Below are 26,202 nucleotides of genomic sequence, written 5' to 3'. Positions count from 1 at the left end.
TCGGGGGGGGGGGGGGGGGGTTTGCCGCCCCCCCCCCCCCCGGGGGCCCCGGGGGGGGGGGGGCCCCCCCGCCCCCCCCCCCGCCTCCGTGCACCCCGATGCGTCAGGCGAGAAGGTTCGCCGTCGAGCGTCGACGCCGGTTGTCGCGAACGAGCGCCGCGGTGCCGCCCGCCATGAGCAGCAACCCGACCGCGGCGATCGCGGTCTGCTCGACGGGGCCCGTCATGGCGAGCTGCGGCTGCGGCCCGACCGTGGATGCGTAGAGAAGCGTGCCATCCGCGCCCACCGTGATGTAGACCACCTGCGTCAGCGGTCCACCGGCGCTCTCGCCGGTGAGCGTGAGCGTGTGCTGACCGGGGGTGATGTCGTCGGGCAGCGTGACGATTCCGAGGAAGGAGCCGTCGTCGTCGGTCGTGCCGCTCGTGACCGTCACGGGAGTCGAGCGCAGTACGAGGTCGTACGGCGAGTTGGGCAGAAGGTTGCCTCCGGCGACCTGCACCTCGCTGCCCGGAAGGTAGTCGCCGACCTGAGCCGTGAGGGCGAGCTCGATACCGGGCTGCGTGAAGGCGGCGGTCTGCACGATGTTGTCGATGTAGAGGTAGGCACCCGCGGCGCCACCCCACGACTTGTCGTAGCTGCCCGACACGAACACGAACCGGTAGGTGCCGTCCGCCGGCACGATGAGCGATGAGGTCGTCCAGTCCTGCGACTCGCCGGTGGCGTCGATGATCTCCAACTGAGCGCAGGTGTCGACGTTCAGCAGGTACCCGAAGACGTGGAAGTCGTCGGACTCATCGACCGCCGACCAGTCGAGCCGGATCTGGCGGCCGCCCGGTGCCGTGAAGGGAGCGCTGTAGATGGCGGGGCCGTGGATGACATAGCCGTCGAGCTCTCCGTCGAGCTCGCTGTACAGCTCCACGAGCTTGCCTGACCGGCCCTGGTCGGCGCCGTCGACGATCTGCACCGAGTACTCGCTATCCACGAGATCGGCGTTCGCCGGGTCATCGCCGCGCTCGACGGGGTCGGGAAGAGCAGCGCGCCGCGCGTCGTCGAAGGCGTTCTGCTGGTCCGTGGTCCAGTCGTACTCGATGGTGTAGGCGTAGCTCGCCGTTGCCGGTCGCAGCGTGGGCGCAGGCTCTGCAGGGGCCTGGTCATCCTGCTCGCCGGCGGGCGCCTCAGAGGGCTGGTCGACCGACGGCTCCTCCGGTGTCGCCGGCTGCTCCGGGGTTACGGGCTGCTCCGGCGCGCCCTCCTGCTCCGGCACCTCGGGTGCCGGCTCACCGGCGTCCGACTCGGGCGCCGTCGACGGGGCATCCGGCTCGACATCCTCCGCCGGCATGCTCGAGAGGGCGAAGTCTGCCGTCGAGACGTCGTGGTACACGACTTCGGATTCGAGGTACCACTCTTCGTAGTCGTCGTCCCACACGAGTCGGTCGCCGAGGATGGTGACGTAGTCGGAGCCGTTCTTGACGTAGAACCAGTACTCCGACTCGCCGGGAACGTTCTCGGTCGACCGATCCCAGAGAGAATCCGCCTCGTCCTCGTAGTCGCGCAGATTCGTGTAGTCAGAGGTGTCCTGCGTCACGCAGCCGGCGATCGAGCTGGTGCCGAGATCGATGGCCTCGGTGATGGTCGTCCATCCGGTGATGCTCGTGGCTCCGATGTCGTCGAGCTCGAATCCGCCGTTGGCGATCGTCGCGCTCGCGGCGGAGGCCGACAGCGCGGGGGCGAGGGCGAGCAGAATTCCGCTCGTGAGTGCGGCAACGCCGAGCGCCGAGTGCTTCATGCATGCTCCTTGTGTGCGAGGTGGAGGGGCCCCGAAGCGTGCAGCATCGCCGTGTGCCGATGCGACCGGATGTGAATTCGGTTCGCTCGTCCCCCTGGCACGAGTGTGATGCTTCACGGTGGTTCGCGACAGCCTCTCCGCACCCCCAGTTCGGGGCGCGCTCGTGCCTGGGAGCTCGCACAGTGCGCGCTGAGCATCTGACCGAATGGTCAGGTACTGACCGATCGGTCATCTAGCGTCGTCTGAGTGACCCTCCATGACGACCTGCGTGCGATCGCGCTCGCCGAATTTGCGACCTCCGGGTATGCCGCGACCTCGCTGCAGCGCATCGCCGACCTCGCCGGAACATCGAAGGCGAGCGTGCTGTACCACTTCGCCTCGAAGGAGCTCTTGCTCGCCGACATCGTGAGTCCGGCGGTCGACGACCTGGATCGGCTCCTCGACTCGATCGACCCGGCCAGCGGGCTGCGGCACGCCGACTTCGTCGAGAACTTCGTCGACCTGCTCCTGCGCCATCGACAGGTCGTTCCGCTCATCATCAACCAGGGCGCCACGCTCGACGACGTGCCCGTCATGCACCGCTCAACAGAGATCATGCGGCGAGTCGCCGAGCTGTTCCGGCTCGCGAGCGGCTCGACGATGGAGAAGCTGCGCTTCGGCGTCGCCTTCGGCGGCGTCGCCTACACGCTCGCTGCGGCCGAGCGGCTCGGGCTCAGCGGCGAGATCGACGTCGACGACCTGCGCTCAGCGCTCCTGCGCATCCTGCATGAGCTCCTGGTGCCTTCCGCTGCCGATCTCGCCGACTCGAACTCCAAGGACTGACGTGGCCACTCTCCTCTACCGTCTCGGGCGCTTCGCCTACCGCCGTGCCGCCCTCGTCATCACCGTGTGGGTCATCGCCCTCGCAGCGGCATTGGGAGTCGGCCTCAGCCTCGGCGGCCAGACCGACGAGAGCTTCTCGATACCCGGTACGGAGTCGCAGGAGGCGCTCGACCAGCTCGACCAGCTCTTCCCCGAAGCGGCGGGGACGACGGTGCAGGCCGTCGTCGCGCCTGAGGACGGCTCCGTCGTCACCGACGCCGACATCCGCGACGAGATCGCGGGGCTCATGGACGACCTCGAGTCGATCCCGGGAGTCGAGACTGTTCTCGGCCCGTTCGACGAGTTCGCGAGCAACCAGGTGAGCGATGACGCGTCGGTCGCGATCGTGCAGGTGAGCCTCGAAGGCTCGTCCCAGTCGATCTCCTCCGAGACTCTGGACGCGATCACCGCCACCGCCGACGCGCGCGACGTGCGTGTCGAGTTCGCTGGTCAGGTGTTCCAGAACACCGTGGTGGGCATCACCGTCATCGAGGTGTTCGGAGTGCTCGTGGCCGGCGCCGTGCTGGTGGTGACTTTCGGGTCGCTGCTCGCCGCCGGCATGCCGCTCGTGGCAGCCCTCATCGGCATCGGCATCTCCCTCGGCGGGATTCTCGGCGTGGCAGCCTTCGTTCCCGTCTCGAGCTCCGCGCCCCTGCTCGCCCTCATGATCGGGCTCGCGGTCGGCATCGACTACTCGCTCTTCATCCTCTCCCGCCATCGCACTCAGCTGGCACGCGGCGAGCGGCCCCTCGAGTCGGCCGGCATCGCTGTGGGCACCGCGGGAAGCGCCGTCGTGTTCGCCGGCGCGACCGTGATCATCGCGCTGCTCGGTCTGCTCGTCGTGGGCGTGCCGTTCCTCTCCGTCATGGGGATCGGCGCCGCAGTCGCCGTGACGGTCGCGATGCTCGCCGCAACGACGCTCCTGCCGGCCCTGATGGGTATCGCGGGGGACCGTCTCGTCCCGCGCGAGGGCTCGCGTGCGTGGAAGCGCTCGCACCCCACCGCCGTGAGTCGCCCGACCATGGGGCGCCGCTGGGTACGAGGCGTCATGCGCCGCCCCGTCCTCTCCACGGTCGGAGTCGTGCTCGTGCTCGGCACCGTCTCGATCCCGGCGTTCTCGCTCGACCTGAACCTTCCCGACGGCGGGAAGGAGCCCGAGGGCTCGACGCAGCGCATCGCCTACGACCTCATCGCCGATTCTTTCGGCCCGGGCACTGCTGGCCCGCTCCTCGTCACTCTCGACATCACGCAATCGACCGACATTCTCGGCGACCTCGAGAGCGTTCGCGACGAGCTCGCGGGCGTCGACGGCGTCGCGAGCGTGAGCCAGGGCATCCCGTCACCGGGATTAGAGCTCGCGATCTTCCGCGTCGCGCCGACAACCGCACCCGACGCGCAGGAGACGAAAGCACTCGTCGCCGAGCTGCGCGAGACCGGCCAACTCATCGAGCAGGAGTACGGAACGCCGCTCGCCGTCACCGGCGTCACCGCCGTCGGCATCGACATCTCGACACGCCTCACCGGGGCGCTCGTGCCCTTCGGCATCATCGTGGTCGGGCTCTCGATCGTGCTGCTTATGGCTGTCTTCCGTTCCGTGCTCGTACCCGTCAAGGCCGCGCTCGGCTTTCTGCTCACCGTCGGCAGCGCGATCGGTGTCACCGTGGCCGTCTTCCAATGGGGATGGGGCGCCGAGCTGCTGCATGCCGAGCCCGGCCCCATCCTCAGCTTCATGCCCATCATCCTCATGGCGGTGCTGTTCGGGCTCGCCATGGACTATGAGGTCTTCCTGGTCTCGGGCATGCGTGAAGAACATGTGCACGGCGCGAGCCCTCGCGAGGCGATCGAGGAGGGCTTCACGACCGGCGCGCGCGTCGTCACCGCCGCGGCACTCATCATGTTCTTCGTGTTCGCGGCATTCGTGCCCGAGGGTGCCGGTCTGATCAAGCCGATCGCTCTCGGGCTCGCCGTGGGCATCGCCGTCGACGCGTTCGTCGTGCGCATGCTGCTCGGCCCGGCGCTCATGACACTCTTCGGGCGGGCGGGCTGGTGGTTTCCCCGATTCCTCGACCGCCTTCTGCCGGATCTCGACGTCGAGGGCGCCCGACTGCGGCATCACCGCGATACCGCACTCTGGGCTGCCGCTGCGGGCGACGCCCCGGCCATCGCCGACCGGCTCGAGATCGCGGGCACCGGGACGACCCTCAGCCTGCGGGTCGAGCCCGGCGCGCGGATGTTCGTCGACGCTCCGCACGCCGAGCGCGGGCTCGTCCTCGCGACTCTCGCCGGCTACCTCGCGGCGCCGAGCGGTCGCGCCCGCGTCGCCGGCGCCCTGCTCCCCTCCGAGGCGACCACCGCGAGCGAGCGGGTGAGCCTGCTCGAGCTCGAGCCCGGTCGCCTCGACCCGCACCTCACCGTGCGCGAGCTCGCGACCGAGCACCGCGTCGCGCGGCGCGGTGCCACCGCGCAGCGAGAGATTGAGCGATGGTGGCGCGGGGTCGCCTCGACGGCTCGCCGCCTGGGAGGCCGCGTCGCTGCGCTCGCGGAGGTCGACCTCGATGACACGCTCGTCTCGCTGGCGCCTGAGCGCCGGGCGCTCGCCCTCGCCGCGCTGGCGACGACGCACAGGGCCACCGTGCACCTCATCGACGCCGGAGGGCTCTCCAGCGAGACGGTCGACGCCGTCGACGCGCTCATCGTCTCCCTCGCGGAGCCCTGCCCGGCGCGCATCGTCACGGGCGACGCCGCCAGCGAAGACTCCGCAGCGGTTCCTCTGCATCCCCTCGCGCCCGCCGACACCCACGACGCCCGAACCACGGAGGTCCTCCGCTCATGACCGACAGCCCCGCTCCCCAGCCGGTCAGGCGCTCGCGCCGCCGCATCGCGACGGTCGTCGGCGCCGTGCTCGTGCCGCTCAGTCTCGTCGGCCTGGCGCTCGCCGCCGTCGGCGACGGCGAGGCCGCACTCGACCGCATCCCCGCGGCGATCGTCAACAACGACGAACTGGTCACGATCGTCGATGCCGACGGCGATGAGCAGCCCTTCCTGGCGGGTCGCCAGCTCGTCACCGAGCTCACGGGGCCCGACTCGGTGGGTTTCCACTGGACACCGACGGGCGAGGAGGAGGCGGCACGCGCACTCGAGGCGGGCGAGGTCTACGCCGTCGTCACGATCCCCTCTGACTTCTCCGCCTCGCTCACGACCATTTCCGACACGGATGCTCAGCCAGCGTCGATCCGCATCGACACCGATGACGCCCACAGCTATCTGGCGGGCTCGGTCATGCAAGCGATCGGCAGCGGCCTCGTCGCGCAGTTCGGTTCGGAGATCACCGCCCGCTATCTCGACGAGCTCGCGGGAGGGCTCGGCGAGCTGGGCGAGTCGCTCGAGACCGCCGCAGGCGGAGCGGGCGACCTCGCGGTTGGCTCGCGCGAACTCGCCGGCGGAGTTCGCGAGCTCGGCGACGGGGTCACCGGTCTCGGCGACGGCGCGAGCGCCCTCGGCAGCGGTCTCAGCTCAGCCACGTCAGGTGCGCGGGACTCGGCCACGGGCGCCGCGGAGCTCTCCTCCGGCATCGCCGGGTACACGCAAGGGGTCGACGCCCTCGCTACCGGGCTCGTCCAGCTCGACGCGGCGGCGGGGTCACTGGGCGCCCTGAGCGGTGCGGTCGCGGACGTCTCCTCGCTCGCGACCGCGCTCGTCACTCAGGCGCAGGCGGTGCTCGACGAAGCGCAGGCCTCGTCCGCGAGCGCGCAGACCATCGCGGAAGCCCAGGCGATGCTCGTCGAAGCCCAGACTCTGGCGGCGATCGCCGCCGGCACGAGCGCGCAGGTCACTCCGGCACTCTCGGGCATCGAGGCGGGGGTGGGCGACAGCGCCAGCGGCGCTTCAGCGCTGTCGAGCGAGAGTCCCGCGCTGCGCGGCGGTGCCAGTGGGCTCGCTGCCGGACTCGACCAGCTCGCGACGGGGCTGGGCCAATCCCGTGACGGCGCGTTCTCCCTCGCGGCCGGCGCCGAGCAGCTCGCCGCGGGCAACGCCGAGCTCGCGGACGGTGCGAGCGAGCTCGCAGCCGGCACGGAGGAGCTCGCGGCCGGCCTCGACGAGGGCGCGGCATCCGTTCCCGACGACGTCGCTACCGTTCCCGACACCGTAACCGACCCGATCGCGCTGGAGACCGACCGTGCCAATGCCCTCGACGGCATCGGAGGGCTGATCATCGCGGTGCTCGGCCCGCTCGGCCTGTGGTTCGGCGCCATGGCGGTCACCCTTGCCCTGCCTGTTCGCGCAGCCGCCACCGTGGGCTCTCCGCTCGGGGCGGGAGCCCTCCTGCGGCGCCGACTGCTGCTGCTCTCCGCAGTGTCGCTCGCTCAGGCGGCTCTGGTGACCCTGCTCGCGCACACGGTCGCGGGAATCTCGTGGACGCTCGCGCCCGCCATCCTCGGTCTCACGACGCTCATCGCGGTCGCGTTCGCGGCGCTCCATGTCGCCCTCGCCCAGTGGCTCGGCCGAGGCGGGATCGTCGTGTCGCTGCTCGCTCTCGCGGTGCAGGTCGTCGTCATCGGCGGCGTGGTGCCCATCGAAGCGCTTGCCGCGCCCTTCCCGGCGCTGAGCGCCGTGCTGCCGCTCTCCCATGCGACGGACGGTCTCACCTCGATCATCGCGGGGGGCTCGCCCGATCGGGTTCTCTCGGCGGCGGTGAGCCTCGTGCTCCTCACGGCCATCTCTCTCGTGGTCGCGCGCTTGGCGGCGGGTCGAGCGCGCCGCCGGGCCGTGCTGCGGAGGTTCGCCCCGTCGATGGCGTGAGGCGTTGCGCTCAGCCTTAGTGCCGAACCAGCGCGTGCGAGCGGGCGAACTCGACGGTCTCGCGCAACCAGGCGACGCGCTGGTCGTCGTCGCGACCGCACGCCCGCGTGTTGATCTCCGCGATGATGTGGCCAGCGAATCCAGACCCGGCAAGCGCCCGCAGCACCTCCGCGACCGGCTGCGCGCCGCGACCGGGAACCAGATGCTCGTCGCGCAGCGTGCCTCCCGGCCGCGTGCTCGCGGCGTCGCACAGGTGTACGTGCTGCAGCCGCGAGCCCCACTCCTGCGCGAGATCGGCGGCCGAGCGCCCGCTCATGCCCGCGTGCGAGAAGTCGAGGGTGAGCGCGTCCACGGCGAGCGCGCCGGGGTTCCAGCTCGGGGCGAAGGGGTCGTGCTCGATGCCCCCGCGCGTGACCGGGAACATGTTCTCGACCGCGATGCGCATTCCCGTCTGCCGGGAGAGCTGACGCACGGTCTCGACGAAGCGCTCAGCGCTGCGGCGCTGCCAGCGGTAGGGCGGGTGCGCGACCACGGTGGTCGCCCCGACGGCCTCGGCCAGGGCGACGCTGCGGCGCAGCTTCACGAGCGGGTTGCGGCCGAAGACGTAGCTGCTGAAGAGCAGGACAGGTGCGTGGATGCTCAGCACGGGCATCCCGTACTCCTGGCTCAGCGCGGCCAACCGCGCCGCGTCGTGAGTGTCGCGGTCGCTCGTGATCATGACCTCGACGCCGTCGAAGCCGGCCTCCGCCGCGAGACGGAAGGCGTCGCGCAGGCGCCGGGGGAGGACGCTCGTCGTACCCATGCCGATCTGAGTCACAGCGCCACTGTACGGCGTTCCCGCCGGGGACTCGCGGGAGCGACCCGTGAACTCTCGATGACGTACGGGAGAACCGCGCGCACCGGACATGGCCACTCTGGGAGGTCTCTGAGATTCGGCTGATACGGTTCGACGGCCGGCCCCCGCCACATCGAGCATCCCCACGAGGAGACGCACGCGCGCCATGACCGACTCCACCCAGAACGACTTCATCGTCGTCTCCAATCGCCTGCCCGTCGACCGCGTCGTCGAGCCCGACGGCACCGCCCACTGGCGGCGCTCGCCGGGCGGTCTCGTGACCGCTCTCGAACCCGTCATGCGCGCCTCCGAAGGCGCCTGGGTCGGCTGGGCGGGAAAGCCCGACCTCGACCTCGAGCCGTTCACCGAAGACGGCATCGACCTCGTCCCCGTTCGCCTCAGCGCCCTCGACGTCGAGCGCTACTACGAGGGCTTCAGCAACGACACGCTGTGGCCGCTCTACCATGACGTCATCGCCGCCCCGAGCTACCACCGCGAGTGGTGGGAGGCCTACCAGGCCGTCAACCAGCGCTTCGCCGACGCCGCGGCCGAGGTCGCGGCGCCGGGAGCGACCGTGTGGGTGCAGGACTACCAGCTGCAGCTCGTGCCCGCCATGCTCAGAGCGCAGCGCCCCGACCTCGTGATCGGGTTCTTCAACCACATCCCCTTCCCCCCGTACGGCATCTATGCCCAGCTGCCCTGGCGCCGCCAGATCGTCGAAGGGTTGCTCGGTGCCGACCTCATCGGCTTCCAGCGCGTCGCCGATGCCGGCAACTTCTCGCGCGCGGTGCGCCGGCTCTACGGGCCTACGACCACGAAGGGCACGACCATCCGGGTGCCCGCTCCCGACGGCGGGCCCGAGCGCATCGCGATCGCGAAAGCGTTCCCCATCTCCATTGACGTCGCGAGCTTCGACGAGCTCGCGCGCCGCCCCGAGACGATCGAGCGCGCGCGACAGATTCGCGAGGAGCTCGGCAACCCGTCGACGATCATGCTCGGCGTGGACCGACTCGACTACACCAAGGGCATCCGCCACCGTCTCAAGGCCTACGGCGAGCTTTTGCGCGACGGCGAGGTCGAGGTCGGCGACGCCGTGCTCGTGCAGGTGGCGAGCCCGAGCCGCGAGCGCGTCGCCGCCTACATGCAGCTGCGCGACGAAATCGAGCTCACCGTCGGACGCCTGAACGGGACCTACTCGACCATCAGCCACAGTGCCATCGCGTACCTGCACCATGGCTACCCGCGTGAGGAGATGGCGGCGCTCTACCTCGCCGCCGACATCATGCTCGTCACCGCGCTTCGCGACGGCATGAACCTCGTGGCGAAGGAGTACGTCGCCTGCCGTCACGACGACGACGGTGTGCTGCTGCTGAGCGAGTTCGCCGGCGCCGCCGACGAGCTCAAGAACGCGCTGCTCATCAACCCGCACGACATCGACGGCCTCAAGGATTCGATGGTGACAGCGTTGCGCATGCCGAAGAAGGAGCGCGCCTCGCGCATGCGCTCGTTGCGCCGGCGCGTGCGCGAGAACGATGTCTCCTCGTGGTCCGACTCGTTCCTCGCAACGCTGCGCCAGAGCGCCGAGGCGGCGAGGTCGGCGTGACCCACGGCGGGAGCGCCCCGGCTGCGCTGGACGCCGCGCTCGAGAGGATCGCGGGCTGCCGTCGCCTGCTCGTCGCGCTCGACTTCGACGGCACGCTCGCGCCGGAGGTCGACGATCCGCTCGCGGCGCGGGCGCTGCCCGCGGCGGCCGCGGCGCTCGACGCGCTGCAGGCGCTGCCCGAGACCTTCGTCGCCCTCGTCTCGGGACGATCGCTCGAGAGCCTCGCCCACGTCGGTCAGGTGGCGCCCGGTACGCCGCTCGTCGGCTCGCACGGACTCGAGGTGCGGATCGGCGCCGGCGATCCTGAGCCGGCTGTCGACGACGCCGACCGGAACCGCGTGGTGTCGCTGCGCGCGGCGCTCGCGCCTCTCGTGGACGCCGTCGACGGCGCGTGGATCGAGGACAAGCCCGCCGGGTTCGCCGTGCACACGCGTGTCGTCGTGTCGGAGGCCGCCGGTGCCCTCCAGCGCGACGTGCGCGAGCGAGCATCCGCCCTCGACCCGGGGCTCACCGTGCGCGACGGCAAGAACGTCATCGAGTTTGCCGTGCGCGACGCGACCAAGGGGGACGGCCTGCGCATCCTGCGCGATCGGCTCGGTGTCGACGCAGTGCTGTTCGCCGGCGACGATGTCACCGATGAGGACGCCCTGCGCGTGCTCGGGGAGCAGGATCTCGGCATCAAGGTCGGCGCTGCCGCGACCGTTGCCGAGCACCGCGTCGCCGACCCGGCCGCCATGGCAGCTCTGCTCGCCGAGCTCGCCGAGCGCCGTCGGGGGATTGTCTCGGGCTCGACTCGATAGGGTAGGCCCACAGCTCCGCTCGATGCGGTGCCCCGTCCCGTTCGTGCCGCACCGACACCGAGGGAGGACGATTGCTCCTCGTCCTAGCGGTGCTCGGCGTGGCCTCCATCATCCTTCCGGCCCTCGTGCGCCTGCTCGGTCGTCGCGTCTTCCTGGTCGCCGGGCTGATCTCGTTCGGCGCCTTCGTGCACACCCTGCTGCAGGCGCCCGCGATCCTGGACGGAGACCCTGAGGGCTACCCGATCGAACGGCTCGCGTGGGTCAGCCAGCTGCAGCTCACGCTCGACCTGAGCATGGACCCGCTCTCCTGGGTGCTCGCGCTCGTCATCACGGGTATCGGCAGCCTCGTGCTCATCTACTGCTCGTGGTACTTCGCCGACGACGAGCCCGGTCTCGGGCGCTTCGCCGCCGTCCTTCTCGCATTCGCCGGGGCGATGTACGGTCTCGTCACGGCGAACGACGTCTACCTGCTGTTCGTGTTCTGGGAGGCGACGAGCGTCTTCTCCTACCTGCTCATCGGCCACTACACCGGTCGACGGGCGAGCCGCGGCGCCGCACTGCAGGCGCTCATCACGACCACCCTCGGCGGGCTCGTCATGCTCGTGGGCCTCGTGCTGCTCTCGGTGCAAGCGCGCTCGTCCTCGCTTGACGTGATCCTCTCCTCCTCGCCCGCGGGAGCCCTCACCACCGCCGCCGTCTTCCTTGTGCTCGTCGGTGCCCTGTCGAAGTCCGCGATCGTGCCGTTGCACTTCTGGTTGCCGGGCGCGATGGCCGCGCCGACGCCCGTGAGTGCGTACCTGCACGCCGCCGCGATGGTGAAGGCCGGCATCTACCTCATCGCCCGATTCGCCCCGGCGTTCTTCGACATGCCCGGTTGGCGCGAGGTGCTCGTGGGCCTCGGCGTCGTGACCATGCTCCTCGGCGGATACATCGCGCTCAGGCAGACCGACCTCAAGCTTCTCCTCGCGTACGGAACCGTGAGCCAGCTGGGCTTCCTCACGATCGTCTCCGGATACGGCACGCGCGACACAGCTCTCGCCGCGCTCGCCCTGCTGGTCGCCCACGCGCTCTTCAAGGGCGCGCTCTTCCTCATTGTGGGCATCATCGACCACGAGACTGGCACACGCGACCTGCGCAAGCTTTCCGGACTGGGTCGCCGCTCACCGATTCTCGCGACCATCGCGGCCCTCTCTCTCGCCTCGATGTCGGGCGTGCCCCCGCTGTTCGGCTTCGTCGCCAAGGAAACGGTGCTGCACGGCCTCCTGGTCGGCGTCGAGTCGGGCGACCCGATCGCGGTCGTCGCGGTGGTGGGCGTCGTGCTCGGCTCCGTCTTCACCGTCGCCTACAGCCTTCGGTTCTTCTGGGGTGCGTTCGCCCGTAAGGCCGGGGTCGACGATGTGACCTCCCTCGAGCACGTGCGCCGCGGTTTCCTCCTCGCGCCCACTGTCCTCGCTGTCACCTCGCTCGCTCTCGGGCCACTCGCGGGGCTCGCCGATCGCGCGCTCGCGGGCTATCCGGCACTCTTCGAGGCACCGGAGGGCAAGCCGTACGAGCTCGCGCTCTGGCATGGTCTCGAGCCCGCCCTGGGCCTCTCCGCCCTCACGATCGTGCTCGGCGCAGCGCTCTTCGCCGCTCGCACCCCCGTCGCGGCCGCCCAGAAGCGGCTCTCAACCGGACTGAGCGCGAGCGAGGCGTACTGGGACGTGATGTCGGCCGTTGACCGGTTCTCCGCGCGCGTCACGAGCCTCACCCAGCGCGGCTCGCTCTCGTTCTACCTCGGCGTCATCCTGCTCGTGTTCATCGCCGTCTCGACCGCGGGCCTCGTCACCGGCTCCAGCTGGCGCACCGACGTGCGGGTGTGGGACTACCCCGCGCAGCTCGCCATCGCCGTCGTCATGATCGCCGCAGCGATCGCCGCGACGCAGGTGCAGAAACGCTTCGCCGCGCTCGTCACGGTCGGGGTCACCGGATTCGGCATGTCGGCGCTCTTCGCGCTGCAGGGCGCGCCTGACCTTGCCATCACCCAGATTCTGGTCGAACTCGTGACGCTCATCGCCTTCGTGCTCGTCCTTCGTCGCCTGCCCGCCAAGCTGGGTGACCGCCACGGCAGCCACCATCGGCTGCTGCGGGCCGTCATCGCCATCTCCGCCGGCGTCATCATGGTGCTCATCGCCCTCGTCGCCGCAGGTTCGCGGACCACCGACCGCATCTCCCTCGCCTGGCCCGAGCTCGCGTTCGTCGACGGCCACGGCAGCAACATCGTCAACGTCGCCCTCGTCGACATCCGCGGGTGGGACACGATGGGCGAGCTCGCCGTCGTCATCGCGGCGGCCACGGGCGTGGCGAGCTTGCTCTTCATCCGCGGCCGCGACGACTCCACGTCGCGCGCACAACGACTCACCCTGCGCCGCCGTGCACGGGCGCGGGTGCAGCAGTCGCGACTCCAGTCGATTCCCGGCGAGCGCCGCAACGCCTGGATCCTCGCGGGACCGACGCTCGACCCGCGGTACCGCTCGATCCTGCTCGAGGTCGTCGTGCGCCTCATCTTCCACGCCATCATCGTGCTCTCGCTGTACGTACTGTTCACGGGACACAATCTGCCGGGTGGCGGGTTCGCCGGCGGGCTCATCGCGGGACTCGCGCTCGTCGCGCGCTACCTCGCGGGGGGGCGCCACGAGCTCACCGCCGCGGTGCCCGTCGGTGCTGGCGCGGTTCTCGGAACGGGGATCGCCGTCGCCGCGGGCGCCGCGATCGTGCCGCTCCTGTTCGGGGCTGATGCTCTCACCTCGACCTACTGGGAGGCCGAGGTCTGGCTCCTGGGAGAGGTGTCCTTTGTCACGTCCACGATCTTCGACATCGGCGTCTACCTCGTCGTCGTCGGCCTGGTGCTCGACGTGCTTCGCAGCCTGGGCGCCGAAGTCGACCGACAGGGCGATGATGCCTCCGACCGCGCGAACGCGCGCCGCGTCGAGTCCGCCACGGAGGGACGCCCGTGAGCATCTCCTTGATCCTCGTCATCACTATGGGTGCGCTCTTCGCCGCGGGCGTCTACATGCTGCTCGAGCGCAGCCTCACGCGCGTCGTGCTCGGCTTCCTCTTGCTGGGCAATGCCGTCAACCTTCTCCTGCTGATCATGGCGGGGGAGGCGGGCATAGCGCCGATCGTTGAGGACGGTATCGCCGACGACGCCTACACCGACCCTCTGCCGCAGGCGCTTATCCTCACCGCGATCGTGATCACGTTCGCCGTCTCCGCCTTCCTCCTTGCGCTCATCTACCGCTCCTGGCGGCTCGCGAACGCTGACGACGTCTCGGACGACGCAGATGATGTCGCGCTGCGAGAGGGTGCCGTCGAGATGCCGGTCGAGGAGACCGCACCCGACGCCGAAGACACAGAATTTCCCACCGACGACACGAGGAGTCGCGCATGACCGCGCTCGTGCCCCTCGTCGTCCTCGTGCCGCTCCTCGGCGCGGCAGTCACCCTCGCGCTCGGTTTCCGGCCGCAGGCGCAGCGCGTCGTCGCGATCGTCGCTCTCGTCATCGAGCTGGGTCTCGGCATCGCCCTGCTCGTCGCCGTCGACGCCGTCGGACCGCTCGCCATGGAGCTCGGAGGGTGGTCAGCACCCTTCGGCATCGTGCTGGTCGTCGATCGGCTGTCGGCTGTCATGGTGCTCGTCTCTGCCGTGGTCCTCCTGGCCGTGCTGCTCTTCTCTGTCGGGCAGGGCATCGCCGACGGTGATGCGGAGACGCCGGTCTCGATCTACAACCCGACCTACCTGATCCTCACGACAGGCGTCATGGTCGCCTTCGTCTCCGGCGACCTCTTCAACCTTTACGTGGGCTTCGAGATCTTGCTCGTCGCGAGCTATGTGCTCATTACCCTCGGCGGCACAGAGGCGCGCATCCGCGCCGGCGTCACCTACGTCATCGTGAGTCTTCTGTCCTCCCTGCTCTTTCTCGCCTCCATCGCGATGGTGTACGGAGCCCTCGGCACCGTGAACCTTGCCCAGGTCGCCGCGCGCATGCAAGACCTGCCCGCCGACGTTCAGGTGCTGCTGCACGTCATGCTTCTCGTCGCCTTCGGCATCAAGGCGGCGGTCTTCCCGCTGTCGTTCTGGTTGCCCGACTCCTATCCGAGCGCGCCCGCACCCGTGACAGCCGCGTTTGCGGGCCTGCTCACGAAGATCGGGGTGTACGCGATCATCCGAGTCGAGACCGTCATCTTCCCCGGTCCCGAACTGAACCCAGCGCTCATGGTGGTCGCCCTGCTCACCATGGTCGTCGGTGCCCTCGGTGCCGTCGCCCAAGCGGACATCAAGCGCATCCTCTCCTTCACACTCGTGAGCCACATCGGGTACATGATTCTCGGCGTTGCGCTCGGCACAGCGGCAGGTACCGCTGCAGCGATCTACTACATCGTTCACCACATCGTCATCCAGACCACGCTCTTCCTGGCCGCGGGTCTCATCGAGCGCGAGGCCGGCAGCACGTCCATCACGCGCATCGGCGGCCTGCTTGCGAGCGCGCCGCTCGTCGCCGTGCTGTTCTTCGTGCCGGCGCTCAACCTCGGCGGCATCCCACCCTTCTCCGGCTTCATCGGCAAGCTGGGACTGTTCCAGGCCGCCGCGGAGCAAGGGGATGCCCTCGCCTACGTCCTCATCGGTGCGGGCGCCCTCGTCTCACTCCTGACCCTCTATGCTCTCGTGCGCGTCTGGAATCTGGCGTTCTGGCGACCAGCGGGCGAGGTCGAGGGCGATGAGACGCGCCTGCTGCGCGCGGTCGAGGAGGCTCCGCACTCCACCGCGACGATCGCCGCCACGCGCGCAACGTCGCGCCTCATGACCGTGAGCACTGTCCTCATGGTCCTCGTGGGTATCGCCCTCACCGTCTTCGCCGGGCCGCTGTACGGTCTCGCGGATCGGGCCGCCGACAACCTCGACGGGCCCGAGCAGTACATCCAGATCGTGTTCCCTCAGGGGGTGGAGCCATGATCGACGACACTGTGAACGATGGCGCGCCCCGGAACGAGACCGAGGACGACGACCCCGCGACGATGTCGGAAGAGCGCAGCCGCGCCACCCTCCTGCAGCAGCTGCCGCTGCTCGTCGCCCTCGTGCTCCTCTGGATGATGCTGTGGGGATCGGTCACCGTGCTGACCGTGCTCACCGGCCTCGTCGTCGCACTACTCGTCACCCGCGCCTTCTACCTGCCGCCCGTCGAGCTCTCCCGGCGGTTCAACCCGCTGTGGGCGGTCGCCTTCCTCGGCCGATTCTTCGGTGAGCTGTTCGTCGCGTCGTTCCAGGTCGCGGCGCTCGCCTTCAGCCCCAAGGGAGGAACTCGCAGCGCGATCGTGCGGGTGCAGCTGCGCACGCGCTCGGACATCATCATGACGCTCACCTCCATCACCATCTCGCTGGTGCCCGGCTCTCTCGTCATCGAGGTCGATCGACGGCACGCCGTGCTGTACGTGCACGTGCTCGGCGCCACCACCGCGGACGACGTCGAAGACGCTCGGCACCACACTCTCAGCATGGAGCGCCAGATCATCGCCGCGATCGGCTCGAAGGCGGAGTGGGAGCAGGTGCGCTGATGGTCGAGGCTCTGTACGTGATCGCGGGTGTGCTGCTCGCCGCGACAGCGATCATCTCGATGTACCGCGTGATCGCGGGGCCGACGATCCTCGATCGCGTGATCGCCTCCGATGTGCTGCTCACGACGCTGATCCTCGTTGTCGCGACCGAGATGATCATCAATGTGCACACGCGCACGATCCCGCTCATGGTGATCCTCGCGGCGACCGCGATCTTCGGCACCGTCGCGGTCGCGCGCTTCGTGACGAAGACCGAAGGCAGCCCGTGGCGGAAGGACGTGCCCTGATGTTCGAACTCGAGCCCTGGGACACGATTCTCGACATCACCTCCGGCGTCCTCCTCGTCGTGGGTGCGGCGCTCTCGCTCGCGGCCGCCGTCGGCCTCATCCGATTCCCGGATGCCCTCACCCGACTGCACGCCGCGACCAAGCCGCAGATCCTCGGTCTGATCCTCATCGTCCTCGCCCTCGCTCTCAGTCTGCGCAGCTGGGCCGCCCTCCTGCTCGTGCTGCCCGTCATCGTGCTGCAGATGCTGACGTCTCCTATCTCGGCCCATATGGTCGGCCGCTCGGGCTATCGCACGGGCGCCTACGACCCGGACGGGCTCGTCGCCGACGAACTCGCGCCAGACATCGAGGAGGCGTCGCGCTCGAGGGTCATCTCGAGCGACGACGACGAGGACTGAGTCGCGCGCCGGCCCCTCGCCAGAGCGCCGCGGCCAAGGTCCGCAACCTCCAGCCGCACGTCCTAGACTCGAGGCATGACCGAGGTCGATCACAAGCCCCGTTCCCGCGTCGTCACCGACGGCATCGAAGCGACGACATCGCGCGGCATGCTGCGCGCCGTCGGCATGGGAGATGACGATTGGGACAAAGCCCAGATCGGCATCGCGAGCTCGTGGAACGAGATCACGCCGTGCAACCTCTCCCTCGGCCGACTCGCCCAGGCGGCTAAGGAGGGCGTGCATGCGGGCGGCGGATACCCGCTGCAGTTCGGTACCGTGAGCGTCAGCGACGGCATCTCGATGGGCCATGAGGGCATGCACTTCTCGCTTGTGAGCCGGGAGGTCATCGCCGACTCGGTCGAGACCGTCATGCAAGCAGAGCGCCTCGACGGTTCCGTGCTCCTCGCCGGGTGCGACAAGTCGATTCCCGGCATGCTCATGGCGGCCGTGCGCCTTGATCTCGCGAGCGTCTTTCTCTACGCCGGCTCGATCGCGCCCGGCTGGGTCAAGCTGAGCGACGGAACCGAGAAAGACATTACGATCATCGACAGCTTCGAGGCTGTCGGCGCCGTGAAGGCGGGCAAGATGAGCCCGGAAGACGCACATCGCATCGAGTGCGCCTTTGCGCCCGGTGAAGGTGCCTGCGGCGGCATGTACACGGCCAACACGATGGCCTCGGTGGCCGAGGCGCTCGGCCTGAGCCTTCCGGGCTCGGCGAGTCCCGCATCCTACGACCGTCGCCGCGACATGTATGCCCACCGCAGCGGTGAAGCCGTCGTGAACCTGCTCAACAAGGGAATCACGGCGCGGGACATCGTCACGCCCGAGGCTCTCGAGAACGCAGTCACGGTGGCGATGGCCCTGGGCGGTTCGACGAACGTCGTGCTGCACCTGCTCGCGATCGCGAATGAGGCCGAGGTGCCGTTCACGCTCGAGGACTTCAACCGCATTGGCAACCGCGTACCCCATATCGGCGACCTCAAGCCCTTCGGCAACTACGTCATGAACGATGTCGACCGTCAGGGCGGCCTCCCCGTACTGCTCAAGGCGCTCCTCGATGCCGGCTTGCTGCACGGCGACGTCATGACCGTGACGGGCAAGACCATGGCCGAGAACCTCGCCGAGTTGAACCCCGACCCGCTCGACGGAGAGGTGCTGCGTACGCTCGACAACCCGATTCATGCGACCGGCGGCATCACGATCTTGCACGGGACGATGGCACCGGAGGGTGCGGTGGTCAAGACCGCCGGGTTCGACGCCGCCGTCTTCGAAGGCCCGGCGCGGGTCTTCGAGCGTGAGCGCGAGGCGATGGATGCCCTCACCCGCGGCGAGATCGTGGCCGGCGACGTCGTCGTCATCCGCTACGAAGGCCCCAAGGGGGGCCCCGGCATGCGAGAGATGCTCGCCGTGACCGCCGCGATCAAGGGGGCAGGCCTCGGGAAAGATGTATTACTCTTGACCGACGGTCGATTCTCAGGCGGCACAACCGGACTGTGCATCGGCCACGTAGCTCCCGAAGCGGTAGATGCTGGTCCTATCGCCTTCGTGCGCGATGGTGATCTGATCCGGGTTGATATCGCTGCTCGCTCCATCGACCTACTGGTCGACGCAGACGAGCTTGAGGCGCGCCGCACCGACTGGGCGCCCCTGCCTCCGCGCTATACCCGCGGCGTCCTCGCCAAGTACTCCAAGCTCGTGCGGTCCGCCGCACAGGGAGCCGTCACCGGGTGATGCGCGCGGTACGCCCGCTCACGATCGCCGACACTCTGCAAGGACGTGCTACTCCATGACCACGGAATCGACTCCCGTGCCCAACCCGCCCGCCGCGGGCGCAGTCAAGCCAGCAGTGCCTGCCGCTGCGACCGTTGACCCGCCCATCCTCACCGGATCCGGCGCCATCCTCGCCTCACTCGAGCGCCTCGGCGTCACCGACGTGTTCGGCCTGCCGGGCGGCGCCATCATGCCGTTCTACGACGAGCTCATGGCATCCACCACCATCCGGCACATCCTTGTCCGCCACGAGCAGGGCGCTGGCCATGCCGCCGAGGGCTACGCATCCGCGAGCGGCCGGCTCGGCGTCTGCATCGCTACATCCGGGCCCGGTGCGACGAACCTTGTGACCGCGATCGCGGATGCCCACATGGACTCGGTGCCCATGCTCGCCATCACCGGCCAGGTGTTCTCCACATCCATGGGAACCGACGCGTTTCAGGAGGTCGACATCACGGGCATCACGATGCCCATCACGAAGCACTCCTTCCTCGTCACCAAGCCCGAAGACGTGCCAGGGGTGATCGCCGCTGCCGTCCACATCGCCACGACAGGTCGCCCTGGCCCCGTGCTCGTCGACGTCACCAAGGATGCTCAGCAGAAGAGCGCGCCGTTCATCTGGCCCCCCAAGATCGACCTGCCCGGCTACCGGCCCGTCACCAAAGCGCACGGCAAGCAGATCCAGGCCGCCGCGCAGCTCATCGCTGAGGCGCGCAAGCCCGTGCTGTACGTGGGCGGCGGCGTCGTGCGCGCCGGAGCGCACCGCGAGCTGCTCGCGTTCGCGGAAAAGACCGGCGCACCCGTCGTCACGACCCTGATGGCACGAGGAGCCTTCCCCGACAGCCACCCACAGCAGCTCGGCATGCCCGGCATGCACGGTACTGTGCCCGCGGTGCTCGGCCTGCAGGAGAGCGACCTGCTGATCGCCCTCGGGGCGCGGTTCGACGACCGCGTGACCGGCAAGGTGAGCGAGTTCGCTCCCGGCGCGAAGGTCATTCACGTCGACATCGACCCCGCGGAGATCGGCAAGATCCGTCACGCCGACGTACCCATCGTCGGCGACGTGCGCGAAGTCCTCCTCGACCTGCTGCCTGCGTACGACGAGGCGGTCGCCGCCCACCCCAGCGACACCGCCGACTGGTGGACCCGCCTCACGACGCTCAAGTCGCAGTACCCCCTCGGCTACACGATTCCCGAAGATGGCCAGCTCTCCCCGCAGTGGGTCATCGAGAAAATCGGCGAGCTCTCCGGCCCGGAGGCGGTCTACGCGGCCGGCGTGGGCCAGCACCAGATGTGGTCGGCGCAGTTCGTCAAATACGAGCGACCCGGCGCGTGGCTCAACTCGGGCGGCGCCGGCACGATGGGGTACGCGGTGCCCGCCGCGATGGGTGCGAAAGTGGCGCAGCCCGACCGGCTCGTGTGGGCGATCGACGGCGACGGCTGCTTCCAGATGACCAATCAGGAGCTCGCGACCTGCACGATCAACGACATCCCCATTAAGGTCGCCATCATCAACAACTCCTCGCTCGGCATGGTGCGCCAGTGGCAGACGCTCTTCTACGATGGCCGGCACTCGTTCACCGACCTGAACACCGGGCACGACACGGTCATGATTCCCGACTTCGTGAAGATGGCGGACGCCTACGGTGCACTCGGCATCCGAGTCACGACTCCCGAGGAGGTCGAGCCCGCCATCCGACTCGCCATGGAGACCAACGACCGACCGGTGGTGATCGACTTCATCGTGAGCCGCGACGCCATGGTGTGGCCCATGGTGCCGCAAGGCGTCGGCAACTCGCAGGTGCAGTACGCCCGCGACCACGCCCCCGACTGGTACGAGGAGTAGACCGATGACTTACCACGTGCTCTCCCTGCTCGTCGAAGACAAGCCCGGGTTGCTCACGCGCGTCGCCGGACTCTTCGCCCGCCGCGGCTTCAACATCTCCTCCCTCGCCGTGGGCACCACCGAAGTGGAAGGTCTCTCGCGCATCACCGTCGTCGTGCAGGTCTCCGGCCTGCCGCTCGAACAGATCACCAAGCAGCTCAACAAGCTCATCAACGTGCTCAAGATCGTCGAGCTCGACTCCTCGCAGGCTGTCGAGCGCGAGCACATGCTCGTGAAGGTGCGCGTCGACAACGCGACGCGGTCGCAGGTGCTCGAAGCGGTGAGCCTCTTCCGCGCCCGCGTCGTCGATGTCGCCACCGACTCCCTCGTCATCGAGGTCACCGGCGACACGCCCAAGGTCGAAGCATTCCTGCGCGTGCTCGAGCCGTACGGCATCAAGGAGATCGCGCAGTCCGGCCTGCTCGCGATCGGCCGAGGCTCGAAGAGCATCAGCGAGCGCGTGCTCAAGAACTAGGGCCAACGCACCCCTTGGCCCCGCCCATCCACCCCGAATACAAGGAGAATCACACGCATGACTGACGTCATCTACGACAAGGATGCCGATCTGAGCCTAATCCAGGGCAAGAAGGTCGCCGTCATCGGCTACGGCTCGCAGGGTCACGCCCACGCGCTCAACCTGCGCGACTCGGGCGTGGAGGTGCGCATCGGCCTCAAGGAGGGCTCGACGAGCCGTGCCAAGGCAGAAGAGGCCGGCTTCACCGTGCACACCCCGGCCGAGGCGGCGGCATGGGGAGACGTGGTCGTCATCCTCGCCCCCGACCAGCACCAGCGCGGTCTCTACGCCGCGGACGTCAAGGACAACCTCACCGAGGGCAAGACGCTGCTCTTCAGCCACGGCTTCAACATCCGCTTCGGCTACATCGAAGCCCCCGAAGGCGTCGACGTCGTGCTCGTCGCCCCCAAGGGGCCCGGCCACACGGTGCGTCGCGAGTACGAGGCGGGTCGCGGCGTGCCCGTCATCGTTGCCGTCGAGAAGGACGCCACCGGATCGGCGTGGGACCTCGCCTGGTCGTACTCCAAAGGCATCGGCGGACTGCGTGCCGGCGGCATCAAGACGACCTTCACCGAGGAGACCGAGACTGACCTGTTCGGCGAGCAGGCTGTGCTCTGCGGTGGAACCTCGCAGCTCGTTCAGTACGGCTTCGAGGTGCTCACCGAGGCCGGCTACCAGCCCGAGATCGCCTACTTCGAAGTGCTGCACGAGCTCAAGCTCATCGTCGACCTCATGTGGGAGGGCGGCATCGCCAAGCAGCGCTGGAGCATCAGCGACACCGCGGAGTACGGCGACTACGTCTCCGGCCCCCGCGTCATCGACCCGCACGTCAAGGAGAACATGAAGGCCGTTCTTGCCGACATCCAGTCGGGAGCCTTCGCGCAGCGCTTCATCGACGACCAGGACAACGGAGCCGTCGAATTCCAGAAATTGCGCGACCACGGTGCCGCACACCCCATCGAAGCGACCGGCAAGAAGCTGCGAGCGCTTTTCGCCTGGAAGCAGCAGGATTCCGACTACACCGACGGATCTGCTGCGCGCTAGCAGCACACCATCACCACCGGGCGCGCCCGGGTCAGCGGGGCTCCGGAGCCGCCGACTCGGGCGCGTACTCGTCTTTCCACGCGACCGTCGGTTCGGCCTGAGGCCGTGGCCCCTTGCAGCCCGTGGCGAGCCAGACGATCATCGCGATCGCGTTTTCGACGTGCGAGGCGAGGAACGCACCGAGGATGAGCGGGGCGTAGAGAGCCGCGAGGTAGGTCGCTGAGCTCACGAGCCCGTACGTCGACCCCCACAGGGCCGCGAGCGCTGTGGGCGCGAGCGCGAGCATGTAGCCCCACGGCGAGACCGCTATTCCGAGCGACACGGCGGCGACGATCGTGAGTACTCCCACGGCGACCTGGCCGATGAGCAGTCGCCCGCGCGCGCCCCCGTGGCGCCCCCAGCTCTCCAGGCCGACCGCCGCCCACATGACGCGAGCGCGCAAGCGGTGCACGCCGTTGTCGATGAGCGCGACGCGAAACAGCTCGTCCGCCTCTCGTCGGAGGGCCAGCCGCTGATCGTCCGGCTCCCGGAGAAGCTGGCCGACGAGCGCGTCATGCATGATCGCGGGCAGCGTCTGCGTGCCGTAGTTCGCGATCAGGCCCCACAGGAACGGCGGCACAGAGGCGAAGTCGGTGCTGTTGCCCTCCCCGGGCGGCAGATCGACAGCGTGCGCCGGCACGAGAGTGGTGCTGCCGTCGCGAGGGTTGCGGTAGAGGAATTCCTCGACGATCTGAAAGTCGCGCCCGCGACGGTAGACGAGCGGCAGCGCTGTCAGTGGCTCACCGCGGCGGGTCAGAAATGGCATGAGGCGTCCTCCCCCTCGATCGTACGTGCCTGGTCCTCGGATAGTGGATGCGGACGGCGGAGGCACGCACAATCGACGGATAGAGTGGCGGCATGCCGTCGATCGCTCTGGGGATACCGGGCGTGCGCCAACGCGACGACAGTCTGGCGCCCGATACATCCGGGCGCCCCGACACGGATGCGCTGGTCGATCGGTTCGGGCGCGTCGCGCGGGACCTGCGGATCTCCCTCACGAGCGCCTGCTCCCTGCGCTGCACCTATTGCATGCCCGCCGAGGGTCTGCCGGTCATCCCGCGGCGGGAGCTGCTGAGCGCAGAAGAGCTCGCGCGACTCGTTCGCATCGCGGTGCACGACCTCGGGGTGCGCGACATCCGCTTCACGGGCGGTGAGCCGCTGCTGCGACCCGACCTCGCCGAGATCGTCGAGCGCAGCGCGAGAGTCGCGGCAGGGGCGTCCCTGTCTCTCACCACCAACGGCATCGGTCTCGAGCGCCGCATCGACGCCCTGCTCGCCGCTGGCCTCACGCGCCTCAACATCTCGCTCGACACGATCGATCGCGACCACTTCGCTCGCCTGACCCGGCGCGACCGGTTGCCGGCCGTACTGCGAGGCATCGAGGCGGCTCGGCGCGCCGGGATCACTCCGCTGAAGATCAACGCCGTACTCATGCGCGACACGCTCGCCGGCGCGGGCGACCTGGTGGCCTGGGCCCTCGAGCAGGGCGTCGAGCTGCGCTTCATCGAGCAGATGCCGCTCGACGCGGACGAGACCTGGGTGCGCGAGAACATGGTCGACGCCGCGGAGCTCGTTGACTCCCTCGCGCCGCGATTCGTGCTCAGCCACCCGCACCGCGACGACCCACACGCCCCCGCCGAGACCTGGCTCGTCGACGGCGGTCCCGCCTCGATCGGCATCATCGCCTCCGTCACGCGGTCGTTCTGCGAGGCGTGCGACCGCACGCGGCTGACGGCCGAGGGCACGGTGCGCTCGTGCCTGTTCGGCGACGACGAAACCGATCTTCGGGGCCTGCTGCGAGGTGGCGCCAGCGATGACGAGGTGGCCGATCGCTGGCGCGCGGCCATGTGGGGCAAGCAAGCCGGGCACGGGATGTCCGTGGCCGGGTTCCGTCGGCCCGAGCGCACGATGGGGGCGATCGGTGGCTGAGCTGCTCGTGCGATACTTCGCGGCCGCCGCCGATGCGGCCGGGCGCGAAGAAGAGGTGCTCGACGCCGAGCAGTCTGCGACCATGACGACTGTCGGCGCGGTGCGCGCGCACCTCGTCGCGCGGTACGGCGAGCCCATGGCGCGCGTGCTCCAGAACGGATCGTTTCTCGTCGACGGCGTCGTGCGGCGGGATGACGCGACCCCGATCGGCGCTCGCGTGGATGTGCTGCCCCCTTTCGCGGGCGGCTGACGCGCGCCTCTAGAGCCCGACCCACTCCGTCGAGCCGTCGGTGAGGTGCTGGCGCTTCCAGATCGGCACGCTCGCCTTGATCTCCACCACGAGGGCGTCGACCGCGGCGAACGCCTCGGCTCGGTGAGGAGAGGCGACGACCGCGACGAGCGCGACGTCGCCGACGGTGAGGGATCCGACGCGGTGGGCCGCCGCGACGCGCAGCCCGGTGCGCTCGTGCAGGCGCACGCACGCGGCGCGCAGCATGCTCTCGGCCTCCGGGTGGGCTCGGTAGTCGAGGCCGCGCACTGTCGCCCCATGGTCGTGGTCGCGCACGACGCCGCGGAACGTCACGACAGCACCGTCGGCGCTGCTCGCGACCCAGGATTCGAGTGCGGCGGCGTCGAGAGGCTCGTCGGTCACGAACCCGTGCACAGCATCCTCAGCGCTCCCGCCGTGCTCGCCGACCGCGGCGGCCGTTCCGGCTTGTTTGCGCGCCGGGCCCTCAGTCATGGTCCCCTCCGCCGCTGAGCTGGGCGAGCAGGTGCTCCAGGGCGCCCTCGAGCACGGCGAGACCGTCGCGCACCGCCCCCGGCGAGCCAGGCAGGGCCACGATGACGGTGCCACGAGCGATGCCGGCGACGGCGCGGCTGACCACAGCGGTCGGGGTGGCTGCCCGCCCGCGCTCACGCACAGCCTCGCCGATGCCGGGCAATTCGGTGTCGAGGACGGCGCGCACGGCCTCCGGGGTGCGATCGCTCGGGCTCACGCCCGTGCCGCCCGTGAGGATGATGAGCGCAGGGGAGTCCGCGAGAGCCTCCATGAGGGCCGGGCCGATCTCGACGTCGGGCACGACGACGGGCGCGTCGACGGCGAGCCCGTGGTCGCTGAGCCACTGCGCGATCGCGGGGCCGGTCTCATCGGTGCGCGAGCCCGCGGCCGCTCGGGTGGAGGCGACGAGTACGGTGGCCGTGCCCGGGCGCACGGTGCCGCCTCGCCCTGGGTGGGCCTGCGCCGCGGGCTCGCGGCCGGCATCGGAGGCGTCGTCCTCGCGCCGCCAGTCGCCGCGCGCACCGCCGCTCTTGGCCACCAGGCGCACATCGGTGAGTGTGCCAGCGGGGTCGACGGCCTTGATCATGTCGTGCAGTGTCAGGCCCGCGATGGCCGCTGCGGTGAGTGCCTCCATCTCGACGCCCGTGCGCCCGCTCGTCGAGGCGGTGGCGGTGATGAGCACGGCATCGTCGGCCAGCTCGAGGTCGATGCGCACCCCGTCGAGCGGCAGCGGGTGGCACAGCGGGATGAGCTCGCTCGTGCGCTTCGCCGCCCCGATGCCGGCGAGCCGGGCTGTGGTGAGCACGTCAGCCTTCGGGAGCGCGTCGTCGCGCAACAGGGCGATGACGTCGGCCCGGGTGACGTAGCACGCCTCAGCGACCGCGAGTCGGGCGGTGACCCCTTTGCCGCCCACGTCGACCATGCGCGCGCGTCCGTCGCTGTCGAGGTGGCTCAGTGCGCGCTCGTTCACGGGGTCGGTCACGGCCTCATCGTCTCACGGCCGCGAGCCGCGCGAAGAAGCCACCGTATCTGCCGTAAGAATACGGAAAGGTCTGAGTCAGGCGGAGCTGGGTTGCGCGCTCTACGGTGAGCACGTGGGGGAAACACGGCACGGGAGGTGGACGAGCGCATGACGGGTACTGCGACGTCGACTCCCTCGAGCGACCGGGTGCTCGTGCCTCGATCGCGGCGCTCCGTCGGGTGGAGCGCCGCGGTCGGTCTCGTCGCGGCTGCGGCGACG

Annotated in this window: 22 protein-coding genes; 17 read left to right on the top strand and 5 right to left on the bottom strand. The window is 69.5% G+C overall.

Annotated features, from left to right (window positions below; all coding sequences use genetic code 11):
• Positions 1 to 103 precede the first annotated feature (103 nt).
• Positions 104 to 1,786 carry a hypothetical protein gene (locus RJQ01_RS12055; RefSeq protein WP_350476972.1) on the bottom strand — a complete coding sequence of 561 codons (1,683 nt, stop codon included), beginning with the start codon at positions 1,784 to 1,786 and terminating at the stop codon, positions 104 to 106.
• A 246-nt stretch (positions 1,787 to 2,032) separates the two neighbouring features.
• On the opposite strand from RJQ01_RS12055, the gene RJQ01_RS12050 reads away from it, so the two are divergent.
• The 3 genes from RJQ01_RS12050 to RJQ01_RS12040 are packed head-to-tail and all read left to right on the top strand — an operon-like array spanning position 2,033 to position 7,447.
• Positions 2,033 to 2,608, top strand: coding sequence for a TetR/AcrR family transcriptional regulator (locus RJQ01_RS12050; protein WP_350476971.1), 576 nt, complete (start codon positions 2,033 to 2,035; stop codon positions 2,606 to 2,608).
• A 1-nt stretch (position 2,609) separates the two neighbouring features.
• Positions 2,610 to 5,480, top strand: coding sequence for an MMPL family transporter (locus tag RJQ01_RS12045; protein WP_350476970.1), 2,871 nt, complete (start codon positions 2,610 to 2,612; stop codon positions 5,478 to 5,480).
• Positions 5,477 to 7,447, top strand: a complete 1,971-nt coding sequence (locus RJQ01_RS12040) for a YhgE/Pip family protein (protein WP_350476969.1) — start codon at positions 5,477 to 5,479, stop codon at positions 7,445 to 7,447. Before RJQ01_RS12045 ends, RJQ01_RS12040 begins: the two co-directional genes overlap by 4 nt.
• 16 nt (positions 7,448 to 7,463) lie before the next feature.
• Here the strand turns inward: RJQ01_RS12040 and RJQ01_RS12035 are convergent, their stop codons facing one another.
• Positions 7,464 to 8,264: a sugar phosphate isomerase/epimerase family protein gene (locus RJQ01_RS12035; protein WP_350476968.1), complete on the bottom strand. Its 801-nt coding sequence runs from the start codon at positions 8,262 to 8,264 to the stop codon at positions 7,464 to 7,466.
• A 184-nt stretch (positions 8,265 to 8,448) separates the two neighbouring features.
• Between RJQ01_RS12035 and otsA the strand changes: the two genes are divergently transcribed.
• From otsA to ilvC, 12 genes are all read left to right on the top strand, one after another.
• Positions 8,449 to 9,885, top strand: coding sequence for an alpha,alpha-trehalose-phosphate synthase (UDP-forming) (otsA, locus tag RJQ01_RS12030; protein WP_350476967.1), 1,437 nt, complete (start codon positions 8,449 to 8,451; stop codon positions 9,883 to 9,885).
• The gene (otsB, locus tag RJQ01_RS12025) at positions 9,882 to 10,685 is read left to right on the top strand and encodes a trehalose-phosphatase (RefSeq protein ID WP_350476966.1); all 804 of its coding nucleotides are present in this window, start codon (positions 9,882 to 9,884) and stop codon (positions 10,683 to 10,685) included. Before otsA ends, otsB begins: the two co-directional genes overlap by 4 nt.
• 71 nt (positions 10,686 to 10,756) lie before the next feature.
• Positions 10,757 to 13,681, top strand: coding sequence for a Na+/H+ antiporter subunit A (locus RJQ01_RS12020; RefSeq protein ID WP_350476965.1), 2,925 nt, complete (start codon positions 10,757 to 10,759; stop codon positions 13,679 to 13,681).
• Positions 13,678 to 14,115, top strand: coding sequence for a Na(+)/H(+) antiporter subunit C (locus tag RJQ01_RS12015; RefSeq protein WP_350476964.1), 438 nt, complete (start codon positions 13,678 to 13,680; stop codon positions 14,113 to 14,115). Before RJQ01_RS12020 ends, RJQ01_RS12015 begins: the two co-directional genes overlap by 4 nt.
• A complete protein-coding gene (locus RJQ01_RS12010) occupies positions 14,112 to 15,677 on the top strand; it encodes a Na+/H+ antiporter subunit D (RefSeq protein ID WP_350476963.1) in 1,566 nt (521 codons plus the stop codon). Before RJQ01_RS12015 ends, RJQ01_RS12010 begins: the two co-directional genes overlap by 4 nt.
• Positions 15,674 to 16,276, top strand: a complete 603-nt coding sequence (locus RJQ01_RS12005; RefSeq protein ID WP_350476962.1) for a Na+/H+ antiporter subunit E — start codon at positions 15,674 to 15,676, stop codon at positions 16,274 to 16,276. Before RJQ01_RS12010 ends, RJQ01_RS12005 begins: the two co-directional genes overlap by 4 nt.
• Complete coding sequence (locus RJQ01_RS12000; RefSeq protein ID WP_350476961.1) at positions 16,276 to 16,563, top strand: MrpF/PhaF family protein; 288 nt, start codon at positions 16,276 to 16,278, stop codon at positions 16,561 to 16,563. Before RJQ01_RS12005 ends, RJQ01_RS12000 begins: the two co-directional genes overlap by 1 nt.
• On the top strand, positions 16,563 to 16,961 hold the full coding sequence (gene mnhG / locus RJQ01_RS11995; RefSeq protein WP_350476960.1) for a monovalent cation/H(+) antiporter subunit G: 399 nt from the start codon (positions 16,563 to 16,565) through the stop codon (positions 16,959 to 16,961). The genes RJQ01_RS12000 and mnhG overlap by 1 nt, the downstream gene beginning before the upstream one ends.
• Before the next feature lie 75 nt (positions 16,962 to 17,036).
• A complete protein-coding gene (gene ilvD / locus RJQ01_RS11990) occupies positions 17,037 to 18,731 on the top strand; it encodes a dihydroxy-acid dehydratase (protein WP_350476959.1) in 1,695 nt (564 codons plus the stop codon).
• A gap of 55 nt (positions 18,732 to 18,786) precedes the next feature.
• Positions 18,787 to 20,616 (top strand): acetolactate synthase large subunit, encoded by a 1,830-nt coding sequence (locus tag RJQ01_RS11985; RefSeq protein ID WP_350476958.1) that lies wholly within the window; start codon positions 18,787 to 18,789, stop codon positions 20,614 to 20,616.
• A 4-nt stretch (positions 20,617 to 20,620) separates the two neighbouring features.
• The gene (gene ilvN, locus RJQ01_RS11980) at positions 20,621 to 21,130 is read left to right on the top strand and encodes an acetolactate synthase small subunit (RefSeq protein ID WP_350476957.1); all 510 of its coding nucleotides are present in this window, start codon (positions 20,621 to 20,623) and stop codon (positions 21,128 to 21,130) included.
• Positions 21,131 to 21,187: 57 nt separating this feature from the next.
• The gene (gene ilvC / locus RJQ01_RS11975) at positions 21,188 to 22,213 is read left to right on the top strand and encodes a ketol-acid reductoisomerase (RefSeq protein WP_350476956.1); all 1,026 of its coding nucleotides are present in this window, start codon (positions 21,188 to 21,190) and stop codon (positions 22,211 to 22,213) included.
• Positions 22,214 to 22,244: 31 nt separating this feature from the next.
• Here the strand turns inward: ilvC and RJQ01_RS11970 are convergent, their stop codons facing one another.
• Positions 22,245 to 23,018, bottom strand: coding sequence for a DUF1353 domain-containing protein (locus RJQ01_RS11970; protein WP_350476955.1), 774 nt, complete (start codon positions 23,016 to 23,018; stop codon positions 22,245 to 22,247).
• A 92-nt stretch (positions 23,019 to 23,110) separates the two neighbouring features.
• Between RJQ01_RS11970 and moaA the strand changes: the two genes are divergently transcribed.
• Positions 23,111 to 24,181 (top strand): GTP 3',8-cyclase MoaA, encoded by a 1,071-nt coding sequence (gene moaA / locus RJQ01_RS11965; RefSeq protein WP_350476954.1) that lies wholly within the window; start codon positions 23,111 to 23,113, stop codon positions 24,179 to 24,181.
• Complete coding sequence (locus tag RJQ01_RS11960; protein ID WP_350476953.1) at positions 24,174 to 24,431, top strand: MoaD/ThiS family protein; 258 nt, start codon at positions 24,174 to 24,176, stop codon at positions 24,429 to 24,431. The genes moaA and RJQ01_RS11960 overlap by 8 nt, the downstream gene beginning before the upstream one ends.
• Before the next feature lie 9 nt (positions 24,432 to 24,440).
• On the opposite strand, the gene RJQ01_RS11955 is transcribed toward RJQ01_RS11960, so the two are convergent.
• Together RJQ01_RS11955 and moaCB are read right to left on the bottom strand one after the other, a co-directional pair.
• Positions 24,441 to 24,923 (bottom strand): molybdenum cofactor biosynthesis protein MoaE, encoded by a 483-nt coding sequence (locus RJQ01_RS11955; RefSeq protein ID WP_350476952.1) that lies wholly within the window; start codon positions 24,921 to 24,923, stop codon positions 24,441 to 24,443.
• On the bottom strand, positions 24,916 to 25,944 hold the full coding sequence (gene moaCB / locus RJQ01_RS11950) for a bifunctional molybdenum cofactor biosynthesis protein MoaC/MoaB (protein ID WP_350476951.1): 1,029 nt from the start codon (positions 25,942 to 25,944) through the stop codon (positions 24,916 to 24,918). Before moaCB ends, RJQ01_RS11955 begins: the two co-directional genes overlap by 8 nt.
• Positions 25,945 to 26,202 lie beyond the last annotated feature (258 nt).

It is taken from the genome of Microcella sp. (assembly GCF_040286215.1).
Lineage (GTDB): Bacteria > Actinomycetota > Actinomycetes > Actinomycetales > Microbacteriaceae > Microcella.
The sequence above is the reverse complement of the archived record's forward strand: the minus strand, read 5'-3'. Positions and strand labels throughout refer to the sequence as shown.